At 59.3% G+C, this 22,732-nt stretch carries 21 protein-coding genes; 13 read left to right on the plus strand and 8 right to left on the minus strand.

The genetic code is table 11. The annotated features are described in order from the left end of the window. Window positions 1-282 precede the first annotated feature (282 nt). Complete coding sequence (locus MWU49_RS13480; protein WP_246973307.1) at window positions 283-1,839, minus strand: phospholipase D family protein; 1,557 nt, start codon at window positions 1,837-1,839, stop codon at window positions 283-285. Between the two features lie 86 nt (window positions 1,840-1,925). Between MWU49_RS13480 and MWU49_RS13485 the strand changes: the two genes are divergently transcribed. Beyond that, on the plus strand, window positions 1,926-3,107 hold the full coding sequence (locus tag MWU49_RS13485; protein ID WP_246973310.1) for a BamA/TamA family outer membrane protein: 1,182 nt from the start codon (window positions 1,926-1,928) through the stop codon (window positions 3,105-3,107). 101 nt (window positions 3,108-3,208) lie between these two features. Here the strand turns inward: MWU49_RS13485 and MWU49_RS13490 are convergent, their stop codons facing one another. After that, window positions 3,209-3,520, minus strand: coding sequence for a hypothetical protein (locus MWU49_RS13490; protein ID WP_246973312.1), 312 nt, complete (start codon window positions 3,518-3,520; stop codon window positions 3,209-3,211). Window positions 3,521-3,740: 220 nt separating this feature from the next. On the opposite strand from MWU49_RS13490, the gene MWU49_RS13495 reads away from it, so the two are divergent. Together MWU49_RS13495 and MWU49_RS13500 are read left to right on the plus strand one after the other, a co-directional pair. Continuing rightward, window positions 3,741-4,025 carry a hypothetical protein gene (locus tag MWU49_RS13495; RefSeq protein ID WP_246973314.1) on the plus strand — a complete coding sequence of 95 codons (285 nt, stop codon included), beginning with the start codon at window positions 3,741-3,743 and terminating at the stop codon, window positions 4,023-4,025. Between the two features lie 487 nt (window positions 4,026-4,512). Continuing rightward, a complete protein-coding gene (locus tag MWU49_RS13500) occupies window positions 4,513-5,016 on the plus strand; it encodes an N-acetyltransferase (protein WP_246973317.1) in 504 nt (167 codons plus the stop codon). Window positions 5,017-5,186: 170 nt separating this feature from the next. On the opposite strand, the gene nhaD is transcribed toward MWU49_RS13500, so the two are convergent. Next, window positions 5,187-6,416 (minus strand): sodium:proton antiporter NhaD, encoded by a 1,230-nt coding sequence (nhaD, locus tag MWU49_RS13505; RefSeq protein WP_246973319.1) that lies wholly within the window; start codon window positions 6,414-6,416, stop codon window positions 5,187-5,189. A gap of 284 nt (window positions 6,417-6,700) precedes the next feature. Between nhaD and MWU49_RS13510 the strand changes: the two genes are divergently transcribed. The 4 genes from MWU49_RS13510 (at window position 6,701) to MWU49_RS13525 (ending at window position 11,912) form a co-directional block, all read left to right on the plus strand. After that, on the plus strand, window positions 6,701-7,981 hold the full coding sequence (locus tag MWU49_RS13510) for an imelysin family protein (RefSeq protein WP_246973321.1): 1,281 nt from the start codon (window positions 6,701-6,703) through the stop codon (window positions 7,979-7,981). A 122-nt stretch (window positions 7,982-8,103) separates the two neighbouring features. After that, a complete protein-coding gene (locus MWU49_RS13515) occupies window positions 8,104-9,513 on the plus strand; it encodes a di-heme oxidoredictase family protein (protein WP_246973322.1) in 1,410 nt (469 codons plus the stop codon). A gap of 27 nt (window positions 9,514-9,540) precedes the next feature. Next, window positions 9,541-10,563 carry an imelysin family protein gene (locus MWU49_RS13520; RefSeq protein ID WP_246973324.1) on the plus strand — a complete coding sequence of 341 codons (1,023 nt, stop codon included), beginning with the start codon at window positions 9,541-9,543 and terminating at the stop codon, window positions 10,561-10,563. A 242-nt stretch (window positions 10,564-10,805) separates the two neighbouring features. Continuing rightward, the gene (locus MWU49_RS13525; RefSeq protein WP_246973327.1) at window positions 10,806-11,912 is read left to right on the plus strand and encodes a DUF1513 domain-containing protein; all 1,107 of its coding nucleotides are present in this window, start codon (window positions 10,806-10,808) and stop codon (window positions 11,910-11,912) included. A 138-nt stretch (window positions 11,913-12,050) separates the two neighbouring features. Here MWU49_RS13525 and MWU49_RS13530 read toward each other — a convergent pair whose 3' ends face one another. The 3 genes from MWU49_RS13530 to MWU49_RS13540 form a co-directional block, all read right to left on the minus strand. Next, a complete protein-coding gene (locus MWU49_RS13530; protein WP_246973329.1) occupies window positions 12,051-13,502 on the minus strand; it encodes a protein adenylyltransferase SelO in 1,452 nt (483 codons plus the stop codon). 97 nt (window positions 13,503-13,599) lie between these two features. Then, window positions 13,600-13,776, minus strand: coding sequence for a Flp family type IVb pilin (locus MWU49_RS13535; protein ID WP_035232332.1), 177 nt, complete (start codon window positions 13,774-13,776; stop codon window positions 13,600-13,602). 124 nt (window positions 13,777-13,900) lie between these two features. Beyond that, on the minus strand, window positions 13,901-14,911 hold the full coding sequence (locus tag MWU49_RS13540; RefSeq protein ID WP_035232330.1) for a putative solute-binding protein: 1,011 nt from the start codon (window positions 14,909-14,911) through the stop codon (window positions 13,901-13,903). Between the two features lie 262 nt (window positions 14,912-15,173). Here MWU49_RS13540 and MWU49_RS13545 point away from each other — a divergent pair, with 262 nt between their 5' ends. The 3 genes from MWU49_RS13545 to MWU49_RS13555 all read left to right on the plus strand — a co-directional run bounded on the left by MWU49_RS13545 (window position 15,174) and on the right by MWU49_RS13555 (window position 18,851). Continuing rightward, window positions 15,174-16,547: a cytochrome ubiquinol oxidase subunit I gene (locus MWU49_RS13545; protein ID WP_246973331.1), complete on the plus strand. Its 1,374-nt coding sequence runs from the start codon at window positions 15,174-15,176 to the stop codon at window positions 16,545-16,547. Further along, window positions 16,544-17,545 (plus strand): cytochrome d ubiquinol oxidase subunit II, encoded by a 1,002-nt coding sequence (locus MWU49_RS13550; RefSeq protein ID WP_246973333.1) that lies wholly within the window; start codon window positions 16,544-16,546, stop codon window positions 17,543-17,545. Before MWU49_RS13545 ends, MWU49_RS13550 begins: the two co-directional genes overlap by 4 nt. 151 nt (window positions 17,546-17,696) lie before the next feature. Beyond that, window positions 17,697-18,851 carry a GGDEF domain-containing protein gene (locus MWU49_RS13555; protein ID WP_246973336.1) on the plus strand — a complete coding sequence of 385 codons (1,155 nt, stop codon included), beginning with the start codon at window positions 17,697-17,699 and terminating at the stop codon, window positions 18,849-18,851. Window positions 18,852-18,868: 17 nt separating this feature from the next. Here the strand turns inward: MWU49_RS13555 and MWU49_RS13560 are convergent, their stop codons facing one another. Next, entirely contained in the window at window positions 18,869-19,759 is an 891-nt protein-coding gene (locus MWU49_RS13560) for a haloalkane dehalogenase (RefSeq protein WP_246973338.1), read from the minus strand. Window positions 19,760-19,948: 189 nt separating this feature from the next. Here MWU49_RS13560 and MWU49_RS13565 point away from each other — a divergent pair, with 189 nt between their 5' ends. Then, window positions 19,949-20,854, plus strand: a complete 906-nt coding sequence (locus tag MWU49_RS13565) for a recombination-associated protein RdgC (RefSeq protein WP_246973340.1) — start codon at window positions 19,949-19,951, stop codon at window positions 20,852-20,854. A 161-nt stretch (window positions 20,855-21,015) separates the two neighbouring features. Here MWU49_RS13565 and MWU49_RS13570 read toward each other — a convergent pair whose 3' ends face one another. Further along, on the minus strand, window positions 21,016-21,564 hold the full coding sequence (locus MWU49_RS13570; protein ID WP_246973342.1) for an ATP-dependent zinc protease: 549 nt from the start codon (window positions 21,562-21,564) through the stop codon (window positions 21,016-21,018). Window positions 21,565-21,710: 146 nt separating this feature from the next. Between MWU49_RS13570 and MWU49_RS13575 the strand changes: the two genes are divergently transcribed. Next, window positions 21,711-22,403 (plus strand): alpha/beta hydrolase, encoded by a 693-nt coding sequence (locus MWU49_RS13575; RefSeq protein WP_246973344.1) that lies wholly within the window; start codon window positions 21,711-21,713, stop codon window positions 22,401-22,403. Between the two features lies 1 nt (window position 22,404). Next, window positions 22,405-22,623, plus strand: a complete 219-nt coding sequence (locus MWU49_RS13580) for a DUF1653 domain-containing protein (protein ID WP_246973345.1) — start codon at window positions 22,405-22,407, stop codon at window positions 22,621-22,623. The last annotated feature ends 109 nt before the right edge of the window (window positions 22,624-22,732 follow it).

Consider the following 22,732-nt stretch of genomic DNA (forward strand, 5'->3'; position numbering starts at 1 on the left):
TTTCGAAAGGCAAAACCGGAAACCTCGTCCCTGGCAGGTGTTTTCTGATTTTCGAAACTCGGTACTCGAAACTCGCTTCTGGAATCCTTACCTCGCCCAGGCTCGGATCGCGGTCGGACTACCGTTATTCGCTGCGCTCACCCCCTCGGGGCCGCACTATGTGCGTTACTCCACTGCGCTACGTTCCTACAGCGGGGTATAGCCAGTGCTGTATTGATGCAAAACGGCCCGTCCGGTTTTCCGGGCGGGCCTTTTTGCATCAGGCATCAGGCGTCCGGCGTGCTATATCTGACTATCGATGGGCAGCCAGGACAGCAGCCAGATCTTGAAGCGGGACCAGCTGGAGGTTTCCGGGTCATGGTGTTCCTTTAGCTGGCCCTGCGGGGTGTCGGCTGTCCAGATCAGATCGTCGTCTTCATTCAGCTGTACGGACCAGGCGGAGTCGCCGGCGACCCAGCGATCGAACAGGTCGCTGAGTTGCTGGTTGATGGCCGGGCTGTCGATGACCACGGCAATTTCGGTGTTCTGCAGGATGGAGCGGGCATCCAGGTTGACCGAGCCGACCACGGAAAGGTGGTCATCAATGACCATGGTCTTGGCATGCAGGCTGGCCAGGGATTTGCCCTTGAACCAGTGCATGCGCTTTTGCTGGCCGGCGGTGGAGCGCAGCTCCCACAGCTCCACGCCGTCATTGAGCAGATCCTTGCGGTAATCCATATAACCGCTGTGGACGATGGCCACATCCGTGGTGCTCAGGGAATTGGTCAGGATCTTGACCTCTACGCCGCGGTCTTCCAGCTGATCAAACAGGGCAACACCGTTGTCGCCGGGGACGAAATAGGCGGAGCTGATTTTCAGTTGCTCCTGACTGGACTCCAGAATCGTTTTGAGGTCGGCGCCAAGATAGAAGGAGGCGGGCAGGTCTGCGTGTTCCAGCGCTTTCTTCGGGGTATCTACCAGCAGGGAGGCCGGCCCCCAGTGCAGCGGGATGTCGCCTCCGACCAGGTCCTTGCCCAGGGTGCTGTCGCGCAGGGCATGGATGAATTCCGAATCCTGTTGAGTGGCGAGGAACTCGGCCAGAGTGGTACGCAGGCTGTCGAGATCCAGATCGGCCTCGTCAGGATCCAGCAGCAGCTGTACTGGCACGCTGGCGGGGTAGCCCCAGTATTCATCGAAGCTGCCGCTGGCCAGGGGCACAATCGGGCCGGCGGCAAGAATGTCGATGTCCTGGAAGTCCACATTGGTGCTGGAGAAATACACGTCGCCCAGATTGCGGCCGCCGGTAATGATGGCGACACCGTCGGCCACCATCAGCTTGTTGTGCATGCGGTGGTTGGTGCGGGTGAATTCCTTGAGGATCTGCCAGTTACGGCTGGCGCCGTTGCGCGAGGCGACGGGATTGAAAATGCGGATTTCGATGTTGGGATGCTGATCCAGTCTGGCCACCAGCGGGTTCTGGATCTGGGTGCCCATGTCATCTACCAGCACCCGCACGCGCACACCGCGATCGGCGGCATGAAGCAGGCGGCTGATGATAATGCGGCCGGTAACATCGTTGGTGAAAATGTAGTACTGCAGGTCGAGGCTGGTGGTGGCATTCTCGATCAGGGCCATGCGTGCCAGAAAGGCAGAAAGCCCATCATGCAGCAGATAGAAACCGGACTGGCCTTCATGTTGGCTCTGTTTTGCTTGCAGGCCTTTCACCAGCGGGGATTGCACCGCCACCAGGGTGTTGCTGGAGGTGCGCTGCTCCGGATCATAGGGCGGCGCGCTCTGGCAGCCGGTGGACAGCAGGGTCATCAGGAGCAGGGTGCTGAAGTGTTTTGGCAGTATGGTCATGGGCGCTATAGCATGGGGCAACGATACGGTTATCAAACCCCAGCAGGGGCCGGATTACAAACCCGTACAGGGAAGGGGAAGCAGGGATGAAAAAGATTGTCCCGGTCATGTTGGCGGGCCTGCTATGGAGCACCGCCCATGGTGGCTTTATGGAAGAGTATATGACCGACCCGGAAGACGGCATGCTGGATGCCAGCCGCTATCTTTCCCAGGTGCCGATGGGGTTTCTGCCGGTGCCCACGGTGATCACGGAGCCCGCTGTGGGTGCGGGACTGGGGATGGCTGGCATCTTCTTTCACGAAAGTGAAGAACAGAAGGCCATGCGGGTGCGTGGAGAAGCCCAGGCCATTATTCCCAACAACATCAGCATGGTGGTGCTGGCGGCCACGGAGAACGGCTCCAGGGGTGCCGGCTTTGGCCATGTGGGGTTCTGGCGCGATGACACGGTGCGCTATCGCGGCTTTGCGTTTTACCCGGATTTCAATCTGGATTTTTATTCCTTTGGTGGCATCGAACCGCGTAACCCGGTGGAGCTGAATCTGAAAGGGCCGGCGGTGGTCCAGTCCATCAAGTTTCGGCTGGGCGAGAGTCGCTGGATGGCGGGGCTGAAACAGAGTTACCGGTTGGTGGACCTGTCATTGCAGGAAACGGTGAATCTGCCCAATGCCCAAGTGGAAGCGGCAGTAAATCGTTTTCTGCAAGACAAGATAAACCGCGAGATCACCACCTCCGGGGCGGGTGTGCTGGCGGAATTCGATTCCCGCGACAATCCCATGGCGCCGCAAGCAGGGCTCTATTATTCCGGCGAATATCTCTGGTATGGCAGTGCCATCGGCAGTGATGTGGACTACGGACGCTACACGTTAAAGGGGCTGAATTACTGGAACGTGAATCGTCATTTCAATCTGGGGCTGCGCCTGCAGTTTGATGGTGTGGAGTCTTCTGACAGTGCCAGCCTGCCGCCCTATGTGTTGCCATTCGTGGATCTTCGCGGTATTGCCGCGGTGCGTTACCAGGGACGTGCAGTGGCCGTGGCCGAAGTGGAGGCGACCTGGAAAGTAACCCCGCGCTGGCGTATCAATGCCTTCAGCGGTGGTGGTCGCGCTGCCGATACCGTCAGTGACCTGTCTGAGGCCGAAGTGGCCAACAATGTGGGTGCCGGCTTCCGCTACCTGATCGCTCGCCGTTACGGCATGATCATGGGCATGGATGTAGCCCGTGGCCCGGAAGAAACGGCGGTGTATATCAAGGCGGGGTCGAGCTGGTAGGAGAGTTACGAGTTACGAGAAGCGAGTTGCGAAAATCGTAAAACCCGAAAAGAAGGATGGGTTTTGCCTTTCGATACTCGTCACTCGCAACTCGACACTGGTTATTCTTCGCCGTTCTTGTCCATGTTCTTGCTGGCTTCTTCAGCGTCTTCCAGGGCGGCGAACTGCTCCGAGATCAGGCTGCCGATATCGTTGTTGATGCGGCGGATGGTGTCGTAGACCATGCCGATGGTCTTGCGCTGCTTGTCTTTCAGGCTGGCGGCCTGTTCTTCAAACAGGCCCAGCTTTTCCAGGGCATCAAACGGCAAGCCGGCGATATGCTGGTGTACGTCTTCCACCGTGGTGGCGCCGTCTTCGATGGCTTCCTGAATCATGTCCTTGAGCAATTCGGCCCGTTGTACGACTTTTTTCATGGTTGACCTGCTGTTGTGCGTATTGTCGGTTGATGACTGCGAATGTAGCGGAAAGTCTGTTTGGCAACCATACGCGCAATTGTATGAAAAATTGTTGATCCATGACCGATTGTCAGACCGAGGCCGCCATTACTGGTGCCAGAGTTGACCTGGGTAAACAAATAGCGGCAACCTGAGCTTGGGTTCATCTCCGAACCGGATCGGAAAGTGGAGTGCGATGATGGAAGACGTCAAGACGATGATCACCGACATCAAGAGCAAACTTGATGAACTGGAAAACGAACTGCTGCAGCTGGAACAGAAGTCGCTGGGCGACAGCGGCGATGTGAATACCGAAGCAGAGCGCCACCGCCTGGCTCTGCAGGAAGTGCTGGCCGACATGCAGCAGCGCATTGATGAATACCATGAGCTGGCGGACCTTGACGGCACCCTCGCCGGTGACCGCTGGCAGCAGATGGATCAGGACCTCAAGGATCTCGGCAGCGATTTCTACGGCGCCAACTAGCTACAAGCTACAAGCTACAAGCTACAAGCTACAAGCTACAAGCTACAAGCTACAAGCTACAAGCTACAAGCTACAAGCTACAAGCTACAAGCTACAAGCTACAAGCTACGCTCGATTGGATTAAGAGCGGCCGAAAAGTTCCCAGGTTTTCGGCTTTTCTACGAAGCCGCTGTAGGAACGTAGCGTAGCGGAGTAACGTACGGAGTGCGGCCCGAAGGTTGAGCGAAGCGAATAACGCCACTTGAGGTGCGAACCGAGCGACAGCGAGGAGCTGAGATGCAGCTGACACCGTTCTTTGTTGGCACCTGTGGGAGCGAGCCTGCTCGCGATCCGAGCTCAAGCGAGGAAAAGATTCCAGAAACGCTTATGGGGCTGCGCCCCGGGCCCAGCTGCGCTTCACTTGTAACCCTCGGCGTGGGGCTTCGCTTGAAGCCCTCGTGCTTTTCCGTAAGCCGCCGGGCACTTGTCTCAAGAAACGGAGCGCTCCATGCCATCCTTCCACCTTCGCACCGAGCATCCCGACGACACCCCCGCCATTCATGCCCTCACTGCGGAAGCCTTCGCCAACCTTTCCCATAGCGATCAACGGGAACCCTTTATCGTGGATGCTCTCCGTGATGAAGGGGCGCTCTCGCTCTCGCTGGTGGCTGAACTGGAGGGTGAGTTGGTCGGACACATCGCCTTCTCCCCGGTGACGCTTTCCTGCGGTGCCAGCCACTGGTACGGCCTGGGGCCGGTATCGGTGTTGCCTGAATGGCAGGGGAAAGGCGTTGGCAGCCAGCTGGTGCTGGCGGGGCTGGATGCCCTGAAGAAACAGGGGGCCCATGGCTGCGTGCTACTGGGGGATCCAGCCTGGTATGAACGCTTCGGTTTTGTCGCCACACCGCTGCTACGTCTTGCCGGTGTTCCGGCGGAATATTTTCAGGCGTTACTCCTCAACGGCACCTGGCCAGATGCGGAAGTTCACTATCACCCGGCGTTTCAGGTTTAAGGGTCAAGCTTCAAGCTGCAAGCTACAACGCGAGAAAGTTTTGTCTGCCATTTGTGTCTTGGCCCGCGCCGAAACATTTGAGCGCGGGCACGTCATTTTCACATTTGCAGCCACAACACGCGTTGTAGCTTGTGGCTTGTAGCTGGAAACTCGTAGCTCGCAGCTGATTTTTACAGCAACGACCCCAACCCCAGCACCGCCACAAAGCCGATACTGTAGGCCACCAGCAGATAGCCAAAGTACTTCAGGTAGGAACCGAAAGTGAGCGCTTCCACCTTGCTCATGGCGATCACACCGGCGGCTGAGCCGATTACCAGCAAGGCGCCGCCGACACCCACCGAGTAGGTCAGTGACAGCCATTCCGGCAGGGTCATTTCGATGCCGGAGTTGAGCAGGGCGGCGGTCAGCGGCACGTTATCGAACAGGGCCGAGGCCATGCCCACCACAAAGTTCGCGGCTACTGGCGGCATCACTTCATACAGCGCCGGGAAGTAGGCCAGCATGCCCAGCTCCTTGAGCATCCCCACCAGTAGCAAGACGCCGAGGAAGAACAGCAGGGTGTCGAACTCGATCCTGCGGATGTAATCCAGGATCGGTTCGTCCTTGTTCATGAACTGCACCACCATGAACATCAGCGACAGGCCGAACAGGAAGCACAGCACCGGTGGAATGCCAAAGGCCACGTTGGCGGCGATGGTGCCGATGATGGTGGCAAAGAACAGCAGGGCGATGACCTTGTCTCCCCGCTCAATGGCGTGACTCTGTTTTTCGAGTTGAAGCTCGCCACTCAATCCCAGTGACAACATCCCCGCCAACACCGCCACTGCGGCGCCGGCAGGCAGGCTGAGTAGCAGCAGGTCCGGGATCTCCACCTTGCCGGCCAGGAAGATCATCAGGGTGGTGACATCGCCGGTGATCAGGGCAGTACCGCCGGCGTTCACCGAGAACACCACCAGCACCAGATAACGCAGCAGTTTTTTGGGCGGCAGGTTCAGGTTCATCAATACCGCAATACACACCAGGGTGGCGGTGATGTTGTCGGCGATGGAGGAAAACAGGAACGCGAACAGGCCGGTGAGCAGCATCAGCTTTCGTTCACTGATCTTCGATGGCAGCAAACGGTTGACCATGCTGTCGATAATGCCCTTGCCGGAGAGGTAGGCCACAAAGGTCATGGCGGCCATCAGGAACAGCCACAGGGTGGCAATATCCAGCAGGTTTTCATTCAGGCTTTCCATCAGCTCGGCATGACTGAGGTGTGCAGGCGGGGCAATGAAAAAAAGCAGCCAGGCAAAGGACCCGAAAAAGAGGGTGGTCTTGGCCTTGTCGATATGAACGATGTCTTCAATGACGATGGACACAAAGCCCAGCGCCACCAGGATCAGGAGCAAAGTGGTCATGAGGGGCGTCTCGCTAGTAGTAAAGGGCGGACAGGGGTAAAAGGCAGCGCGCGCTGCGCGGGGGCATTCTATGCCTCTCCAGAACGCGGTTCACGAAAAAAACGCCCTGTATACGGGCTTTCATGGGCAAAAATGACCATTTGACGCGGATTTTGATGCAAATTTGTGTCAACAGCCCTTTCAATTAATGAGAATAATTCGCATTATTGTGCCTTTGGGAAGTCCGGTCCTCCCTTGGCAGGAATCCGCTTCCGTTGCTGTCGCGTATCGATTGAGGAAAACCTATGTTGACCCGTGTTGCTGCCGGAGGGCTGCTGTTGTCCTCCCTGTGGATTGCCGGTTGTAGTGATGACACTCCGGCTGCGCCGTCGGCCCCCTATGATGAGGCTCAGGCGCGTCAGGTGGTAAATCACTACGGCGAGCTGGCGCTGGCGGCGTACAGCGATGCGTTGGCCGAGGCTCAGCAGCTGCAAGTGGCCATCGAGGCGCTGCTGGCCGCGCCTTCTAATGACACCCTGAGTGCTGCCCGTGAAGCCTGGCGTGCTGCCCGGGTCCCCTACATGCAGACAGAGGTGTTTCGTTTCGGTAACCGGGTGGTGGACGAGTGGGAAGGGCAGGTCAACGCCTGGCCGCTGGATGAAGGCCTGATCGACTATGTGGATGACAGCTATCAGGCGGTCATGGGTAACCCCGGTGCCCGCGCCAACATTATTGCCAGCGAGTCTCTGACTATTGGTGAGGAAGCTCGGGATCTCAGCAATCTTGATGGCGAGTTGCTGGCCAGCCTGAACGAGCTGGGTGGCTCGGAAGTGAACGTGGCCACTGGCTATCACGCCATCGAGTTTCTGCTCTGGGGTCAGGATCTCAATGGCACCGATGCCGGAGCCGGTGAACGTCCTGCCACGGATTTTGCCACCGATGCGTCGGCCACCGGTGGGCATAACGAGCGTCGGCGTGACTATCTGCGTGCCGTGACTGACCTGCTGATTCAGGACCTGGAATTCATGGTGGCCCAGTGGCAGCCGGATGCGGAAAACTATCGTGCCGAGCTGGAAGCGGATGCGGTGAAGAACGGCCTGCGCAAGATGCTGTTCGGTATGGGCAGCCTGTCCCTTGGCGAGCTGGCCGGTGAGCGCATGAAAGTGGCGCTGGCAGCGCATTCCCCGGAGGATGAGCACGATTGCTTCAGTGACAATACCCACTTCTCGCACTTCTATAACGGCAAGGGTATTCGCAATGTCTATCTGGGCGAGTATCGCAGGGTGAATGGCGAGACTCTCAGCGGGCCATCCCTGAGTGATCTGGTCGCCGCCAATGACGCGGCGGTGGACAGCCAGCTCAAGCAGGAGCTGGCCGCATCGGAAGCCGCCCTGCAGGGGCTGGTGGATAACGCTGCCAACGGCCTCCACTTTGATCAGCTGATTGCGCCGGGCAACGCCGCGGGAGCGGCGGTGATCAATGGCGCCATTGAGGCTTTGGTCGTGCAGACCGGGGGAATCGAAAAGGCCGCCCTGGTGCTGGATATCCAGGCCCTGAACCCGGATACCGCCGATCACCAGTTCTAGGGAGCCTCTGAAAACGATTCTCTTTAAGATCTGCTAAGATAACGCCGCCGCTCTCCGGGCGGCGTTTTGCTTTCTCTCGGCTGTGGATGCCGCGACCACGCGGCTCCGGTCACTACTCAAGGATGTCTGTCTTGCGTTACGCCATTTTGACCCTGTCCCTGGCCAGCCTGCTGGTCGCCTGTGATTCCGGCCCTGCGTTTACCGAGGCGGAGCCTGGAGAGCATTTGTCCGCCGGTGAAGGCACCGTAACCAAGACTGACCAGAATGCCTTTTCCCTGCCGCTGGCGAACCTGTCGCCCACCCGGCGATTGAACTTCAGTGTCGGCAACAGTTTCTTTCGCAATCCCTGGGTAATCGCGCCGGCTTCCACCGATGCCCGTGATGGTCTGGGCCCGCTGTTCAATACCAATGCCTGCCAGAATTGCCACATCAAGGATGGCCGCGGTCACCCGCCGGATCCGGAAGCCAAACAGGCGGTGTCCATGCTGGTCCGCCTGTCGGTGCCGGCGGGCGAGGGTGATGATTTGACCCGCAGCGGTCTGGTGGCCGAGCCAAACTATGGTGGCCAGTTCCAGGATGCGGCCATTCCCGGCATTGCCCCGGAAGGCCGGGTGCGGGTGGAGTATGCCCCGCTGGTCATGACCTTTGCCGACGGTCACGAAGTCGAGCTGCGCAAGCCGCGGCTGGCGTTCAGTAATCTGGCCTATGGCGACATGCACCCGGCGACCCTGTTCTCGGCACGGATTGCTCCGCCGGTGATCGGGCTGGGCTTTCTGGAAGCCATCAGTGATGCTGATCTGCTCGCCAATGAGGACCCGGAGGATGCCGATGGCGACGGCATCAGTGGTCGCGCCAACCGGGTCTGGGATCGTGCCAGCGGCACGCTCAAGGTGGGCCGTTTTGGCTGGAAGGCCGGGCAGCCCAGCCTGCGTCAGCAGAATGCCGAAGCCTTTGCCAATGACATGGGGCTGACCAGCCATCTGGTACCCACGGATTCCTGCGCCCCGAGCCAGAAAGCGTGTCTGGCGCTGCCCAACGGTGGCACCCCGGAAGTCAGCGATGAGATTCTCGACAACGTGACCTTCTACACCCGCAACCTGGCCGTGCCGGCCCGCCGTAATGTGGATGATCCGCAGGTGCTGGAGGGCAAAGGCTTGTTCCACCAGGCCAATTGCCAGGGTTGTCATGTACCCAGCTTTACCACCCCGGCGGACGCGCCGGAGCCGGAGCTGGCCAACCAGACCATCCGCCCTTACACCGATTTGCTGCTGCACGATGTGGGTCCGGGGTTGGCCGATGGTCGCCCGGAGTTCCTCGCCAATGGCCAGGAATGGCGCACCCCGCCACTGTGGGGGATCGGCCTCACCGAGGCAGTGAACGGGCATACCCAGTTTCTGCACGATGGCCGGGCGCGCAACCTGATGGAGGCCATTCTCTGGCACGGTGGCGAAGCGGCGGCCTCCCGTGACACGGTGCTGACCTTTGATGCCGGGCAACGCGACGCGTTGTTGGCCTTCCTGAATTCACTCTGATCCGGTGCCGGGCAAGGAGTATTGCGAATGCGTGTAATGGTAATGGCGTTGCTGACGGTGTTGCTGTCAGCCTGCAGCAATCCCCGCCAGGAAGTGACGGTGCAGCTGGCGAATCAGCTGCTGTTGCCGGCCCACGAGCAGTGGCATGGCAGCAATGGTGCCCTGCGGGTGTCTGCGGAGGGCTTCTGTGCCGATGAACTGGATCAGGCGGCGGTGGAGCAGGCGTTTTACCGTACCTTGCAGAGCTGGTCCTACCTGCAACCCCTGATGCTGGGCCCCTTGGCGGAAGGCAATCGCAGCTGGCAAGTGCAGTTCTGGCCGGACAAACGCAACCTGGTGGCCCATCAGGTGGAAGCGCTGCTCGACAGTCATTCGCCGCTGACCCGTGAGGCCCTTGAAGGTGCCAGCGTGGTGGTTCAGGGCCTGACTGCCTTCGAGTATGTGCTGTTCGATAAGGCGGTGGATCTGGCCGGCCAACGCCCACGCTATTGCCCGCTGCTGATTGGCATTGCCCGGCACCAGCAGGCGCTTTCTGCTGAGGTGCTTGCATTGTGGGAGGGGCCGGAAGGTATGGCGAGCCGGCTGGGTGATTTTCCCAACGACCGTTATGCCTCCGCCGATGAAGCGCTGGGCAGTATCCTGCGTACCCAGATCACCGCAGTGGATGTACTGAAGAAGAAGCTTGGCGTGCCCATGGGACGTCTTAACAAGGGGGTGGTTCAGCCGTGGCAGGCAGAAGCCTGGCGCAGCCGGCACTCCATCGGCAACCTGCAGTCCTCACTGTCCGGAGCCCGGGCCGTGTGGGAACGGGTGCGTTCGCTGGTGGGTGACGCCGGGCTGGTCACCCGCATCGATGCTGCCTATGAAAATACCGGGCAGAAACTGGCGGGCCTGCCGGCACCGCTGGTAGAGATGGTTCAGGACAAGGCCAGTTTGCCGCGACTGCAGGCCCTGTATGAAAGCCTGGATAACCTGGAGACCTTGCAGCAAGTGGAGCTGGCCCGGGATCTGGGAATCCAGATTGGTTTTAACGCCAATGATGGCGACTAACAGCAGTTACAAGTTACAAGTTACAAAGCGCGAGAGGTCGAGTTGCCAGATTCACCGCCGTGCCCGCGCACAAGGCTTTTGCGCGGAAGAAAGAACATGACGACATCTCAGGCCCGGGCCCGCGTTGTAACTTGAAGCTTGTAACTTGCAACTCATTCGCCCACTTAGTCGTGCTGCTTCTTTTGCCGTGCCCCTGTCGTTGAAGAAGCATACGTTCGAAAGTTGTTCTTGATGAGGAAACCATGACTCTGACACGACGACATCTTCTTGGCATGGGGGCGGCCCTCGGTGGTGTGGCGGCCCTGGGCGGTTGGGCGTTCTGGCAAGGGAAGGGGCAGTCGCCGTTGTTGTTGTCCGCCCGTAATGACGACGCCGGAAAACATTATTGCACGGGTTATTTTCTCGATGGGAAACGGGCGTTTGCCACGCCGGTGGCGGAGCGTTGTCATGATGTGGCTCGCCATCCTTTTCTGCCCCTGGCACTGTTTGTTGGCCGCCGACCTGCTCGTGAAAGTTACCTGATTGATTTACGCGATGGCGGTTTGCTACAGATCGTGCGGGGGCAGCCGCAACGGCATTTTTATGGCCATGCGGTTTTCCATGGCGCAGGGGAATGGCTCTATGCCACCGAAAACGATCTGAATGAGCCCGGTCGTGGTGTGCTGGGTCGTTACCGGCTTGATCAGGGTAACTTGCAGTTGGTGCATGAAGGTGAAGTGCCTACCCATGGCGTGGGGCCACACCAGTTGGCCTGGATGCCGGATGGTGAGTCCCTGGTGGTGGCCAACGGGGGGATTCGTACCGAAGGCAGCCGTGAGAAAACCAACCTCAACAGTATGTCGCCGAGTCTGGTGGTGATGGATCGCCACGGCGAGCTGCATAGCAAGGAAACTCTGCAGCATTCACAAAGCAGTATTCGCCACCTGGCTGTCGCCAGCGATGGCACGATCATCACCGGACAGCAGTATCAGGGAGAGGCCTGGGAGACAGTGCCGTTATTGGCGGTGAAGCGTCCAGAGCAGCCTTATCAGCCTTTCCCTGTAGGGGCTTCGCAATTGGCGATGATGGATCAGTACACGGCGAGCATAGCCATTCATGGCGAGCGCCGGCAGGTGGCGATGACGGCGCCGCGCGGCAACCGTTTTTTCGTTTGGGATCTGGATACGGCCGAGACTCTGGTGGATGTGCCCATGGAAGATTGTGCCGGGGTCGGTGTGGCGGGCGACGGGTTCGCCGTCACGTCCGGTCAGGGCCGCTGTCGCTACTTCAGCTATCAAGACGGCCAGGTCGCCAGCCACTGGCTGGACCTGCCGGGCGGCTGGTGGGATAACCATCTGCGGTTGGGGTAGGGGCGAGGTTCGAGTAACGAGTTTCGAGTTGCGAAAATCAAAGGCGTAAAAGAAAACACTTTGGCTTTCAGCTGGAGCGGGTTTTGCTCTTCGAAACTCGAAACTCGAAACTCGAAACTCGAAACTCGAAACGCGTTTTTACGTCCCGCAGAACGTAGCGCACACCACCTCATCCTCCTTCGGCGGCTGCACGTAGGGATCATCGCTGTCCCGTTCCGCATAGGGATCGGCCAGCGCGGAGAGCAGGGATTCGACCACGCTGAGGTCGCCATCTTCTGCTGCGCGTAGCGCTTTTTCTACTTGATGATTACGCGGAATCACGGCCGGGTTGCTGTTGCGCATCAGTTCCCAGGCGTGGTCGTACGCTTGCGGATCGCGATCCAGCCGGTTCAGCCAGCGGTTATGCCAGGCCGTAAAGGCGTCATTGTCATAAGGTTGCCCCTGCAGCGGCTTTCCTCCAATCAGGCTGCGGAAGGTGTTGGTGAAATCTGCCTTGTGCAGTTGCATCAGAGCCAGCAAGTCTTTTGCCAGTGTCTCATCCCCGGCGTCACTGCCAGTCAATCCCAGTTTGCTTCGCATCATGGCCAGCCAGCTGGCATCGTAGCGGGCACTGAATGCCTTGAGTCGTTCGGTGGCGATCTCTACTGCGCTGTCTACGTCGTCGTCCATGCGGGTAAGCAGGGTTTCCGCGAAGCGCCCCAGGTTCCATTGGGTGATGCCGGGCTGGTTGCCATAAGCATAGCGGCCTTGCTGGTCGATGGAACTGAAGACGGTATTTTCATCGTACTGATCCATGAAGGCGCAGGGGCCGTAATCAATGGTCTCTGCGCTGAGTGTCACGTTGTCGGTATTAAGCACGCCATGAATGAAGCCCACCCGCATCCAGTGAGTGACCAGTGCGATCTGCTTATCGATGACGGCATCCAGTAACGCCAGCGCGGGGTTGTCGCTGTCCTGTTTTTCCGGGTAGTGACGCTCAAGGGTGTAGCGGATAAGCGTATCCATTAACGCGCTGTCTTGTTGCGCGGCAGCGTACTGGAAGGTTCCCACTCGCAGGTGAGAGGCGGCGACACGGGTAAGCACTGCTCCGGGCAAGGGTTGTTCCCGGTAAACCGGTTCACCGCTTGAGACGACAGCCAGGCTGCGGGTGGTGGGAATGCCAAGCGCGTGCATGGCTTCGCTGATCACATATTCACGCAACATGGGGCCAAGGGCAGCGCGCCCGTCGCCCCCCCGTGAGAAAGGAGTGCGTCCGGCCCCTTTCAGCTGGATGTCCAGCCTGCGCCCGTCGGGTGCTATCTGCTCACCCAGCAGAATCGCACGTCCATCACCGAGCATGGTCAGGCGGCCGAACTGATGTCCCGCATAGGCCTGGGCCAGCGGCATGCTGCCGGGAAGCGGATGGTTGCCACTGAAACAGTCGGGGCGCTCTGCCAGAGGTTGCGCCTCCAGGCCTAATTCGTCGGCCAGAGCGGAGTTGAAAAGCACCATGGCCGGCGTCGTGACGGGCTGTGGATCACAGCGGGAGAACAGGGCTTCAGGCAGCCGGGAATAGCTATTGTCGAACTGGAAACCGAAAGACTGGCTCATGGACACTCCGCCACGATAACTGGAGTGTCACAGGGTAGCAGAGGTTATGGTTGTGGCGCAGGCGTACTGGTTAATCAGGAAGATAACCGCTTGCCGGTTACATGCCGCTGTCTTTCATGGCGGTGTCTGCCCCCTGGAACAGGCCCAGCACTTCTTCACCAACCAGAACAATGACGGCAACAGCGGCGATAGAAATCAGTGATGCAACGATGGCGTACTCGACCATGGTGGCACCACTTTCTTCCTGCAGGAATCGGGTAATCAAGGTTTTCATGTAAGCCTCCGGTTATTCCTTTAACCCTGGGTCAATTCCAGCATAGACCGCTTGAACCCATTTCACCAGTTTGGCTGTCGGCTGACCCAAAAGGGCGCCGCCGACAGGGGCGGCGGCACCGGGTTTATTCCTGCGGATTGACGCACTCGGCCCGGGATGCATCCTGCTGGCAGCGTACCTTGCGCAGCAGGCTCATCATGTCTTTGTTGTAAACGCCATCTTTGGTGAGGGCAATGCGGGCCTCGCGCATCATCTGGTCGTAACGCAGCGTGTCGGCCTCGGGGATGCGGATCCACCATTTGTCATCGATTTCGCTGCTGGAGTTGTCGATCAGCTTCATGGCGCGGTCAAACTGGCCAAACATGAACTGGCGGGATTGCTGACCGAAGCCGTCCGGGAAGCGGTCCTTGCGAATGATTACCTGGGCGCTCAGCTGACCGAGCACGTAATCCAGGATGCCGCCGCTGGGGGCCATGCCTTTGTAGAGTTCCAGAGCGGAATAACCCATTACCGGGGCAAAGCAGATATCCACGGAGCCATTGTTGAAGCGGGTAGAGAAGTTGGTGATATCTGACATGACCGGAGACATGCCCACCCGTGAGGCCATGTTGGCCTGGGCGCTGTCGTACTCCAGAACGGCGATGGATTTACCGGCCAGCTCTTCCACGGTGTCAATTTCCTTGTCCTTGAGGAACAGGAAGGCCGCGCCAAGGGGGAACACGCCGCCCACTTCATAGGGGCCAGACACCAGATGCTGGTCCACTTTGCCACTGGCCAGTACCGCGATCACGGTTTGCATGGCGTCGTAGTTGGGGATGGCGCCGATGGAATCCATGCTGCCGGTGTAGCTGTTGAACTGGCGACCGCGGATGCCGGTGAGAACAGCGGCATCACACTGGTTGGCCTTGAGATCTTCAGAGGCGATCTTTTCGTCAGTGTAGGGCTTGAGTTCCACATCCACCCCCCAGGCCAGGGCGGCGGTCTTGTAGTCTTTCATCATGTTGTAGGTGTCGCCACTGGCGCCGATGATGTCGAATACGCAGAAGGTACGCTCCACCGCCGCGAAAGCGGTACTGCTGAGCGTCAGCGCAGCGGCGGCACTCAATGCCTGAAACACTTTTTTTGTTTTGCTCATGAGACTCTCCCGTTAATTACGGTACAGATATCGAAGTCGCAGCCAGAGCTGCAAAAAATGATGAAATGCATTTTGTTGGGTAAACAGAAAGGGTGCTGTGGTGTCCTTGTTGTGGTTTGTCTAGCGAATTGTTTCCTGTGTATTTTTAGTGTTATTGCTGACGTCTCCTTCACGGGTGCGGGAGGCGAGACAATTTGTCATCTGGGCAGATCGGAGAAGTCTGATAGTGTGGTTATAAGGATATTCCTACAGGAGATATGGAATGGAGTTTGACCCCTTCCTGCTGGCGCGCCTGCAGTTTGCCGCCAACATCAGCTTTCACATTCTGTTTCCCACCATCACCATTGGTCTGTGCTGGGTATTGTTCTATTTTCGCCTGCGCTACACCCTGTCCGGCGACAAGGCCTGGGAATATGCCTATTTTTTCTGGGTGAAGATTTTTGCTCTCAGCTTTGCGCTGGGAGTGGTGTCCGGGATCACCATGAGTTTCCAGTTCGGTACCAACTGGCCGGGCTTCATGGAGCGGGCCGGGAATATCGCCGGGCCCCTGCTTGGCTATGAGGTGCTCACCGCCTTTTTCCTGGAGGCGTCTTTCCTTGGCATCATGCTGTTCGGCAAGGATCGGGTGTCCAATCGCATGCACATGATTGCCACGGCGCTGGTCGCAGTGGGTACCTCGTTCTCCGCGTTCTGGATTCTCAGCCTCAACTCCTGGATGCAGACCCCGGCGGGCTACCGCATCGAGGAGGGGGTGTTCTTCGTGGAGAGCTGGTGGGCGGTGATCTTCAATCCCTCCTTCCCCTACCGCTTTGCGCACATGCTCAATGCCTCGCTGCTCACCGCGGCCTTCCTGATCATGGGGGTCAGTGCGTGGCGGGCCCTGAAGCAGGTGGATGGCCCGGCAACCTGGAAAGTGATGCGCACCGGAGCGGTCATGGCCGCGGTGCTGGCGCCGCTGCAGGTATGGATTGGGGATATGCACGGCCTCAATACCCTTGAGCACCAGCCGGCCAAAATTGCTGCCATGGAAGGGATCTGGGAGACCGAGCGCAATGCGCCGCTGACCCTGTTCGGTTTTCCGGATGAAGAGGCTCGCACCACGCACATGGCCATCAAGGTACCGGGCATGGCCAGCCTGATCCTCACCCATGAGTGGGATGGCGAACTGAAGGGGCTGAATGAATTTGAAGGGGCGCACCCGCCGGTGGCGCCGGTGTTCTGGTCGTTTCGCATCATGGTGGGCGTCGGCATGCTGATGGTGCTGGTGGGATGGTGGGCCCTGTGGCGGCTGTTCCGTTCCCGGGAAGACAGCAGTGCCAACCACCCCTGGCTGTTGCGTGCCCTGTCGGTGATGACCTTTTCCGGCTGGGTGGCGGTGCTGGCGGGCTGGTACGTGACCGAGATCGGCCGTCAGCCGTGGATCGTGGATGGCTTGCTGAAAACCGCGGAGGTGGTGGCCGACCACAGTAGTGCGACGGTGGCCGGAACCCTGTTTGGTTACGTGCTGCTGTATGCGTTCCTGCTGGTGTCCTACATCGCTGCGCTTCGCTACCTGGCCACCAAGCCGGCCCGCTCGTTGTCCCTGCTGCCTCAACAGCAACTGATGAACGCAGAACGCCTGGAAGGAGACGCATGATGGATCTTGGATACTGGCTTCCGTTGTTCTTTGCCGGCGCCATGGGGCTGGCACTACTCATCTATGTGGTACTGGATGGCTACGATCTGGGCATCGGCATGCTGCTGCCGTTCGCCTCCGATCAGGAAAAGGATGTCATGGTGGCGGCCATCGGGCCGTTCTGGGATGCCAACGAAACCTGGATCGTACTGGGCGTGGGGATCCTGCTGATTGCCTTTCCCCAGGCCCACGGCATTGTTCTGACGTCGCTCTACCTGCCGGTGACCATCATGCTGATGGGGCTGATCCTGCGCGGGGTGTCGTTTGATTTCCGGGTCAAGGCCGGCGACCAGCACAAGGCCATGTGGAACCGCCTGTTTGCCATTGGTTCACTGGTGGCGTCGGTGTGCCAGGGCTGGATGCTGGGTGCCTACGTCACCGGCCTCACCGGGGACACCACCAGCACCCTGTTCGCGGTACTGATCGGTCTCGCCCTGCCGGCGCTCTACATCATGCTGGGCGCAGCCTGGTTACTGATCAAGACGGAAGGGGAGCTGTTCCACAAGGCGGCCCGTTGGGGGCGGTTGGCGGTCTGGCCCATGGGGGCTTTCCTGTTGCTGGTGTCCATTGCCACCCCGCTGGTGAGTGAAACCATCGCGGACAAGTGGTTCACCCTGCCCAATGCCATCGGCCTGATGCCGATACCCATTGCCACCGGTCTGGCATATGCCGGGTTGATCTGGATCTTCAACAGCCGCCAGATTCTCGACAATGGTTATGGCTGGCTGGCGTTTCTGGCGCTGATCGTGATCTGTGTGCTGGCGAGTATTGGTCTGGCTTACAGCCTGTTCCCGGATGTGGTGCTGGGTCGACTGTCGATCTGGGATGCCGCCTCGGCCACGGAATCTCTGCTGTTTACCTTCTGGGGAGCAGTGATCGCGTTGCCCATGATTCTGGCCTATACGGTGTTCATCTACCGGGTGTTCCGCGGCAAGGCCACCCATCTGAGCTACGAATGAGTCGGTGAGACACTGAAATATCCGACTACCGGTCGCCTGTCCGGTACGGACGCTGTCCGGGCAGGTCGAGACCCGCGCTGAAACTGCCATAATGGAGTTGTTAGTGTGAACCAGGTCTCGCCGGATAATGAAAAGAAAATCAGCAAGACTCATGGCGATTGTACGTTTGCTCGACTGGAGCGACAGGGACAAGTGTTTGTTGCTGTCGTTGCTGCTGTGGGGCTACATGAGCTTCATTTTTGCCTGGCACCTGTTCACCGTGAATTTCACGGCCTTTGCGGATGAGTTCCTGTCTGCGGAAGGCATCGACGTGATGAATCAGGTGATGCTGTTCAATCAGGCTGGCTGGATTGGACTGGTTATCTGGGGTGTCTTGCTGCGTCGATCTGATCGTCACTCCTCGTTTTATCCTGCTGTTTTCATGTCCTTCTTTGCGGTGGGCTACCTGTTGCTGGGCTGGACGTTCGGACTCTACAGTCCCATGACCGGCATGGTGCTGATGGGCTCGCCGCTGGTGGGCTTTATCCTGTTCGGCTTTCGCCGGGTGGCCTGGAATTTCGCCTTTGCGGTGCTGGTGGTGCTGGCGCTGGCCTGGCTGTCGGTGCAGGGCTACAGCGCCCATGCGATCTACTTCAGCAAGTACCCGATTTCCCAGGAATTACTCTCCTATTACTGGGTGGGCAGCACCGTGGCGTTCATGGTGCCCTTCATTGCTGCGGTGATCACCCTGGTGGCGCTGTTGCTGGGACGCTGGGCCTACCGCGAGGCGCAGGTGCGCGATCAGGCCCTGCGCGATCCGCTCACCCGTCTTTCCAATCGCCGTGAACTGTTCTGCCGCTTGAATCATGAAGTGGCGCGGGCCCGTCGCAGTGGCCGGCCCCTGAGTGTCTGTCTGCTGGATCTGGATTTCTTCAAGCGCATCAACGACACCTACGGTCATGGGGTGGGTGATGAGGTATTGGTGAAAGTGGCCTCGGTGCTAAAGGGTAACCTGCGCGAGACAGATGCCGTCGGCCGGATTGGCGGGGAAGAGTTTGTGCTGGTGTTGCCGGAAACCGAGCAGCTCGGCGCCCGCCGGGTGGTGGAGCGTTGCCGGACCAGTATCGAAGCCTCGCCGGTCATTCTGGCTGATGGTTCACCGCTGCCGGTATCGGCCAGTTTCGGGGTGGTGACCTGGGATCCGGATGAAGAAGCGGATGGCCACCAGTTGATCACCCGCGCCGATGAAATGCTTTACCGCGCCAAGGCCGGGGGCCGAAACCGGGTGGAGTATTGTTTCGGCAGTGTCGCGGCCATCGTTGGCTGAGTCGTCTGGCTTGCCGGCTAGTCCAGTCCGGCAAGCAGTTCGTTGATCGCCCGGGCGAACACCACCGGCGAATCCTCCTGAAGAAAATGCCCACCCACCAGCGTCTGGTGCGCTTGTCCCTGAGCGCCCGGAATACGCTCCTGCATGTAGCGGTCGCCTCCACGGGTAATCGGATCACCATTACTGAATGTGGTCAGAAACGGTTTGTCCCACTGCTCCAGCACTTGCCAGGCGGCGCGGTTGGCGTCGCTGGCGGGGTCGTCCGGCGTCACCGGCACCAGTTTCGGAAAGGCCCGGGCGCCCGCCTTGTATTTCCGGTTGGGGAAGGGGGCATCGTAGGCGCGGCGCTCATCCGGCCCCAGCTTGCGGAAGGTGCCGCTGTCGATGATCCGGGCAATGGGAAACAGTGGGCTGTAGATGGCGAAATTCTTCCACAGATGAAAGGCAGTGGGCACTTTCTGGTCACCGGTGGGCAGCATGCCATTGCCCACCACAATGGCCCGAAAGCGATCCGGATGCTCCGCGGCCAGTCGCAACCCCAGCAGAGATCCCCAGTCCTGGCACACCAGGGTGATGTCCTGCAGCTGCAAATGCGTCAACAAGGCAAGCAGCCAGTCCAGGTGGCTCTGGTAGCTGTAGGCATCCATATCGGTGGGCTTGTCGGACTTGCCGAAGCCGATCAGGTCCGGTGCGATGACCCGGTGTCCGGCGGCAGTACAGATCGGGATCATGTGGCGATACAGGTAAGACCAGGACGGCTCGCCGTGCAGCATCAGCACCGGTTTGGCGTCCATGGGCCCCTCATCCAGATAGTGCATCCGCAGGCCGCCCACATCGTGGTAATGAGGGGCGAAGGGGTAATCCAGCAGGCGTTCAAAGCGGCTGTCCGGGGTGCGCAGATAATCCATGGGGCCTCCTGATTCTGATGACTGCCTATTGATGCCACAGATGCGGCTGTCATGACAGGCCAGACGTCTGCCGGTTTGCTGATCAGTTGTCGCCATATTGCTTGAGGCGCGCTGGGCATTTCGCTACTGTGGCCGACCCTCCGTGTTTTGGTGGCGCCTTTTCTCGCCCCGGCTATTGGATACAAGACTATGTGGATCAAGAACCTGATTGTGTATCTGGGCGACGAGCCCTTTTCCTTCTCTGTGGCCGAATTGGACGAGATTCTCTCCAATAATCGCTGCCAGCCCTGTGGTAGCCAGACGCTTCGCTCAGAGGGCTTTGTGCCGCCTTTGAAGGGGCAGGACCCGATGGCCTACGCGGTGGACGGCTTCATCTACTGCACCTATCAGGAAACCTCGCGCCTGCTGCCGGGGCCGGTGATCAAGGAATTGCTGGACGAGAAGGTGGAGTACATCCAGGAAGAGGAAGGCCGCAAGGTGGGCCGCAAGGAGAAGGCCGAGCTGAAAGAGCAGATCACCTTCGAGCTGATGCCGCGGGCGTTTACCCGCTCCCGTCGTACCAACCTGCTGATCGATACCCAGCGCAAGCGGGTGTTGGTGGATGCCTCTTCCGCCACCCGAGCCGAAGAAGTGGTGGCCTGCCTGCGCAAGGCCATTGGCACCCTGCCAGTGGCTTACCCGGCCCCCAACTCGGCGCCCTACACCAGCTTCAGTAACTGGCTGCGCGACACCAAGCTGCTGCCGGAAGGGTTTACCCTGGGCGACCGCTGTGAACTGAAAGGCGTGAAGGATGAAGGGGCGGCGGTGAAATTTACCGCTGTGGATCTGGGCCAAGAAGAAATCCTCGCCCACCTGGAAACCGGCATGGTGGTGACCCGCATCAACCTGGCCTGGCAGGACAACCTGGAGCTGGACGTGAACGACAAGCTGGAGATCAAGCGCATCAAGGCGCTGGATCTGCTGCAGGAAAACATCGACAGCCTGGATGCGGATGACGCAGTGGCCGAACTGGAAGCCCGCATCAGCCTGCAGGGAAGTGTGCTACGTGAGGCACTGGATGTGTTGCTGGGGTATTTCGAGGTAAATCCGGCTTAACAGGCCGCGACATGCATCACGCATCACGCAACAACGCGAATCACTTTTCTTGTTTATTCTGGCTATCTACCCGCGCCCCGACTCAGGGCGCGGGCATGGCTCATTTTCCGGGACGACCCTTAACCGCGTTGTTGCGTGCAGCGTGATGCGTGTTGCGTTATTCAATCCTCTTCCTTGTGCCGCTTGATCGGTGACTTGTCGGTGCATTCCGGTTCGTGGAGGAAGGTTTCGGTCACGTCCAGGTACCCCAGATGGGCAAGGGTGCGGCGGCCGAGCAGGACCGGATAGATCATGTCCGAGCGGTCGTTGAGAGTGAATTGCTCTTCATAGATGGTGTCGCCCATGCACAGCTGCATCAGCACGACCGGGCGGCGGTCTTCACCTCCCGCGCCGCGAATCAGTACCCGGCGATAGCGGGGCTTTTCAAACGTCTTCGAGACTTTCTTGCCGGTGGCCTGATCTTTCACATTCACGGTGAAGCGCACCCACTTGTCGCCATCCTTTTCAAAAATCTCCACATCGGTGGCATGCAGGGAAGAGGTCAGGGCGCCACTGTCCAGTTTGGCTTTCAGCTTCACGCCCCAGGGCATCAGGGTGGTCCTCTCCACCCAGCCGAACACGTTCTTGCTCTCTTCGCTCTTGCGCGCCATGGCCTGGCTGGTGCTGCACAGCAGGAACAGGGAAATCAGGATAACCAGGGTTTTCTGCATAAGGTCCTCTTGATGGTGTTGATGCTGGTCCTTGTGACCGCCTGCCGGCGGGAGTGTTCGGTTGGGCCAATCGTCAGTAGCGCTATTTAACGGTTTTTTGCACAGGGTACCATCCCTGCTGTGATGAACGAATGCGGAGCAGGACCATGACCGAGAAGCTGTCACCCCCGGCCTTGCGGCTGTTGCTGGGCGAAAGCCGGGCCATGCTGGCCTATGGGCGCTATCTGGTAAAGGGCTTGGGGCACCGGCAGCTACCTGTCGGAAATGGCGAGCCGGTACTGGTGTTGCCGGGCTTCGGTGCCAGTGATGTGAGCACCCGGCCGTTACGGCGCAGTCTGGCCCGGCTGGGCTACAGCAGCTATGGCTGGGCCCAGGGCACCAATACCGGCATGAATCGTCAGCGCCGGGAGTTGCTGGTCACCCATCTTCAAGCCATCAAGGCCCGCCATGAAAGGCCGGTGGCGCTGGTGGGCTGGAGTCTCGGTGGAGTGTTTGCCCGTGAGTTGGCAAGGGCCTTCCCGGAGCAGGTGAGTCAGGTGTTTACCCTGGGCAGCCCGATCAATCACGATCCGGATGCCAACAACGTCAGTGCGCTGTTTCGCTGGCTCAACCCGCAGCACAACCCGGATCATGAGGCTTTTCGTGAGCGTATCGTGGCACCGCCGGTGCCCTGTACGGCCATCTATACCCGCGAAGATGGCATTGTGAGCTGGCGCTGCTGTCTGGAGAATGACGGCCCGACCACCGAAAATGTGGAAGTCAAAGGCACCCATGTGGGGCTGCCCTGGAACCCCCAGGTGCTGGCGGCCATCGCCGAGCGTCTGGCAAGAGGAGCATGAAGTGAGCGACGTCAAACCGGGCCGCTACCGCCATTACAAAGGCAACGATTATCAGGTCATCGGCCTGGCCACTCATTCAGAAACCGAAGAAACCCTGGTGGTCTACTACCCGCTCTACGGCGACCGGGCGCTCTGGGTCAGGCCGTTGAGCATGTTCGTCGAGACGGTGGAAAAGGAGGGGGAAGTCATTCCTCGTTTTGCCTGGGTGGCAGACGAATAGCCTGAAGCAGGAACGCCAGTCATCCGTCCCGCTCACCTCCTTGCGGCCGCGATGTCTGATGTTCCTCCGCTGCGCCCGTTGCTGGGGCAATGGTGTGAGATGAGTTGCG

It is taken from the genome of Alcanivorax sp. S6407 (assembly GCF_023016115.1).
Taxonomy (GTDB): Bacteria; Pseudomonadota; Gammaproteobacteria; order Pseudomonadales; family Alcanivoracaceae; genus Alcanivorax.

Coding starts and splice junctions, on each gene's coding strand:
- MWU49_RS13480 (WP_246973307.1), bottom strand. CDS start 1,839: ATGACCATACTGCCAAAACACTTCAGCACCCTGCTCCTGATGACCCTG.
- MWU49_RS13485 (WP_246973310.1), top strand. CDS start 1,926: ATGAAAAAGATTGTCCCGGTCATGTTGGCGGGCCTGCTATGGAGCACC.
- MWU49_RS13490 (WP_246973312.1), bottom strand. CDS start 3,520: ATGAAAAAAGTCGTACAACGGGCCGAATTGCTCAAGGACATGATTCAG.
- MWU49_RS13495 (WP_246973314.1), top strand. CDS start 3,741: ATGGAAGACGTCAAGACGATGATCACCGACATCAAGAGCAAACTTGAT.
- MWU49_RS13500 (WP_246973317.1), top strand. CDS start 4,513: ATGCCATCCTTCCACCTTCGCACCGAGCATCCCGACGACACCCCCGCC.
- nhaD (WP_246973319.1), bottom strand. CDS start 6,416: ATGACCACTTTGCTCCTGATCCTGGTGGCGCTGGGCTTTGTGTCCATC.
- MWU49_RS13510 (WP_246973321.1), top strand. CDS start 6,701: ATGTTGACCCGTGTTGCTGCCGGAGGGCTGCTGTTGTCCTCCCTGTGG.
- MWU49_RS13515 (WP_246973322.1), top strand. CDS start 8,104: ATGTCTGTCTTGCGTTACGCCATTTTGACCCTGTCCCTGGCCAGCCTG.
- MWU49_RS13520 (WP_246973324.1), top strand. CDS start 9,541: ATGCGTGTAATGGTAATGGCGTTGCTGACGGTGTTGCTGTCAGCCTGC.
- MWU49_RS13525 (WP_246973327.1), top strand. CDS start 10,806: ATGACTCTGACACGACGACATCTTCTTGGCATGGGGGCGGCCCTCGGT.
- MWU49_RS13530 (WP_246973329.1), bottom strand. CDS start 13,502: ATGAGCCAGTCTTTCGGTTTCCAGTTCGACAATAGCTATTCCCGGCTG.
- MWU49_RS13535 (WP_035232332.1), bottom strand. CDS start 13,776: ATGAAAACCTTGATTACCCGATTCCTGCAGGAAGAAAGTGGTGCCACC.
- MWU49_RS13540 (WP_035232330.1), bottom strand. CDS start 14,911: ATGAGCAAAACAAAAAAAGTGTTTCAGGCATTGAGTGCCGCCGCTGCG.
- MWU49_RS13545 (WP_246973331.1), top strand. CDS start 15,174: ATGGAGTTTGACCCCTTCCTGCTGGCGCGCCTGCAGTTTGCCGCCAAC.
- MWU49_RS13550 (WP_246973333.1), top strand. CDS start 16,544: ATGATGGATCTTGGATACTGGCTTCCGTTGTTCTTTGCCGGCGCCATG.
- MWU49_RS13555 (WP_246973336.1), top strand. CDS start 17,697: ATGGCGATTGTACGTTTGCTCGACTGGAGCGACAGGGACAAGTGTTTG.
- MWU49_RS13560 (WP_246973338.1), bottom strand. CDS start 19,759: ATGGATTATCTGCGCACCCCGGACAGCCGCTTTGAACGCCTGCTGGAT.
- MWU49_RS13565 (WP_246973340.1), top strand. CDS start 19,949: ATGTGGATCAAGAACCTGATTGTGTATCTGGGCGACGAGCCCTTTTCC.
- MWU49_RS13570 (WP_246973342.1), bottom strand. CDS start 21,564: ATGCAGAAAACCCTGGTTATCCTGATTTCCCTGTTCCTGCTGTGCAGC.
- MWU49_RS13575 (WP_246973344.1), top strand. CDS start 21,711: ATGACCGAGAAGCTGTCACCCCCGGCCTTGCGGCTGTTGCTGGGCGAA.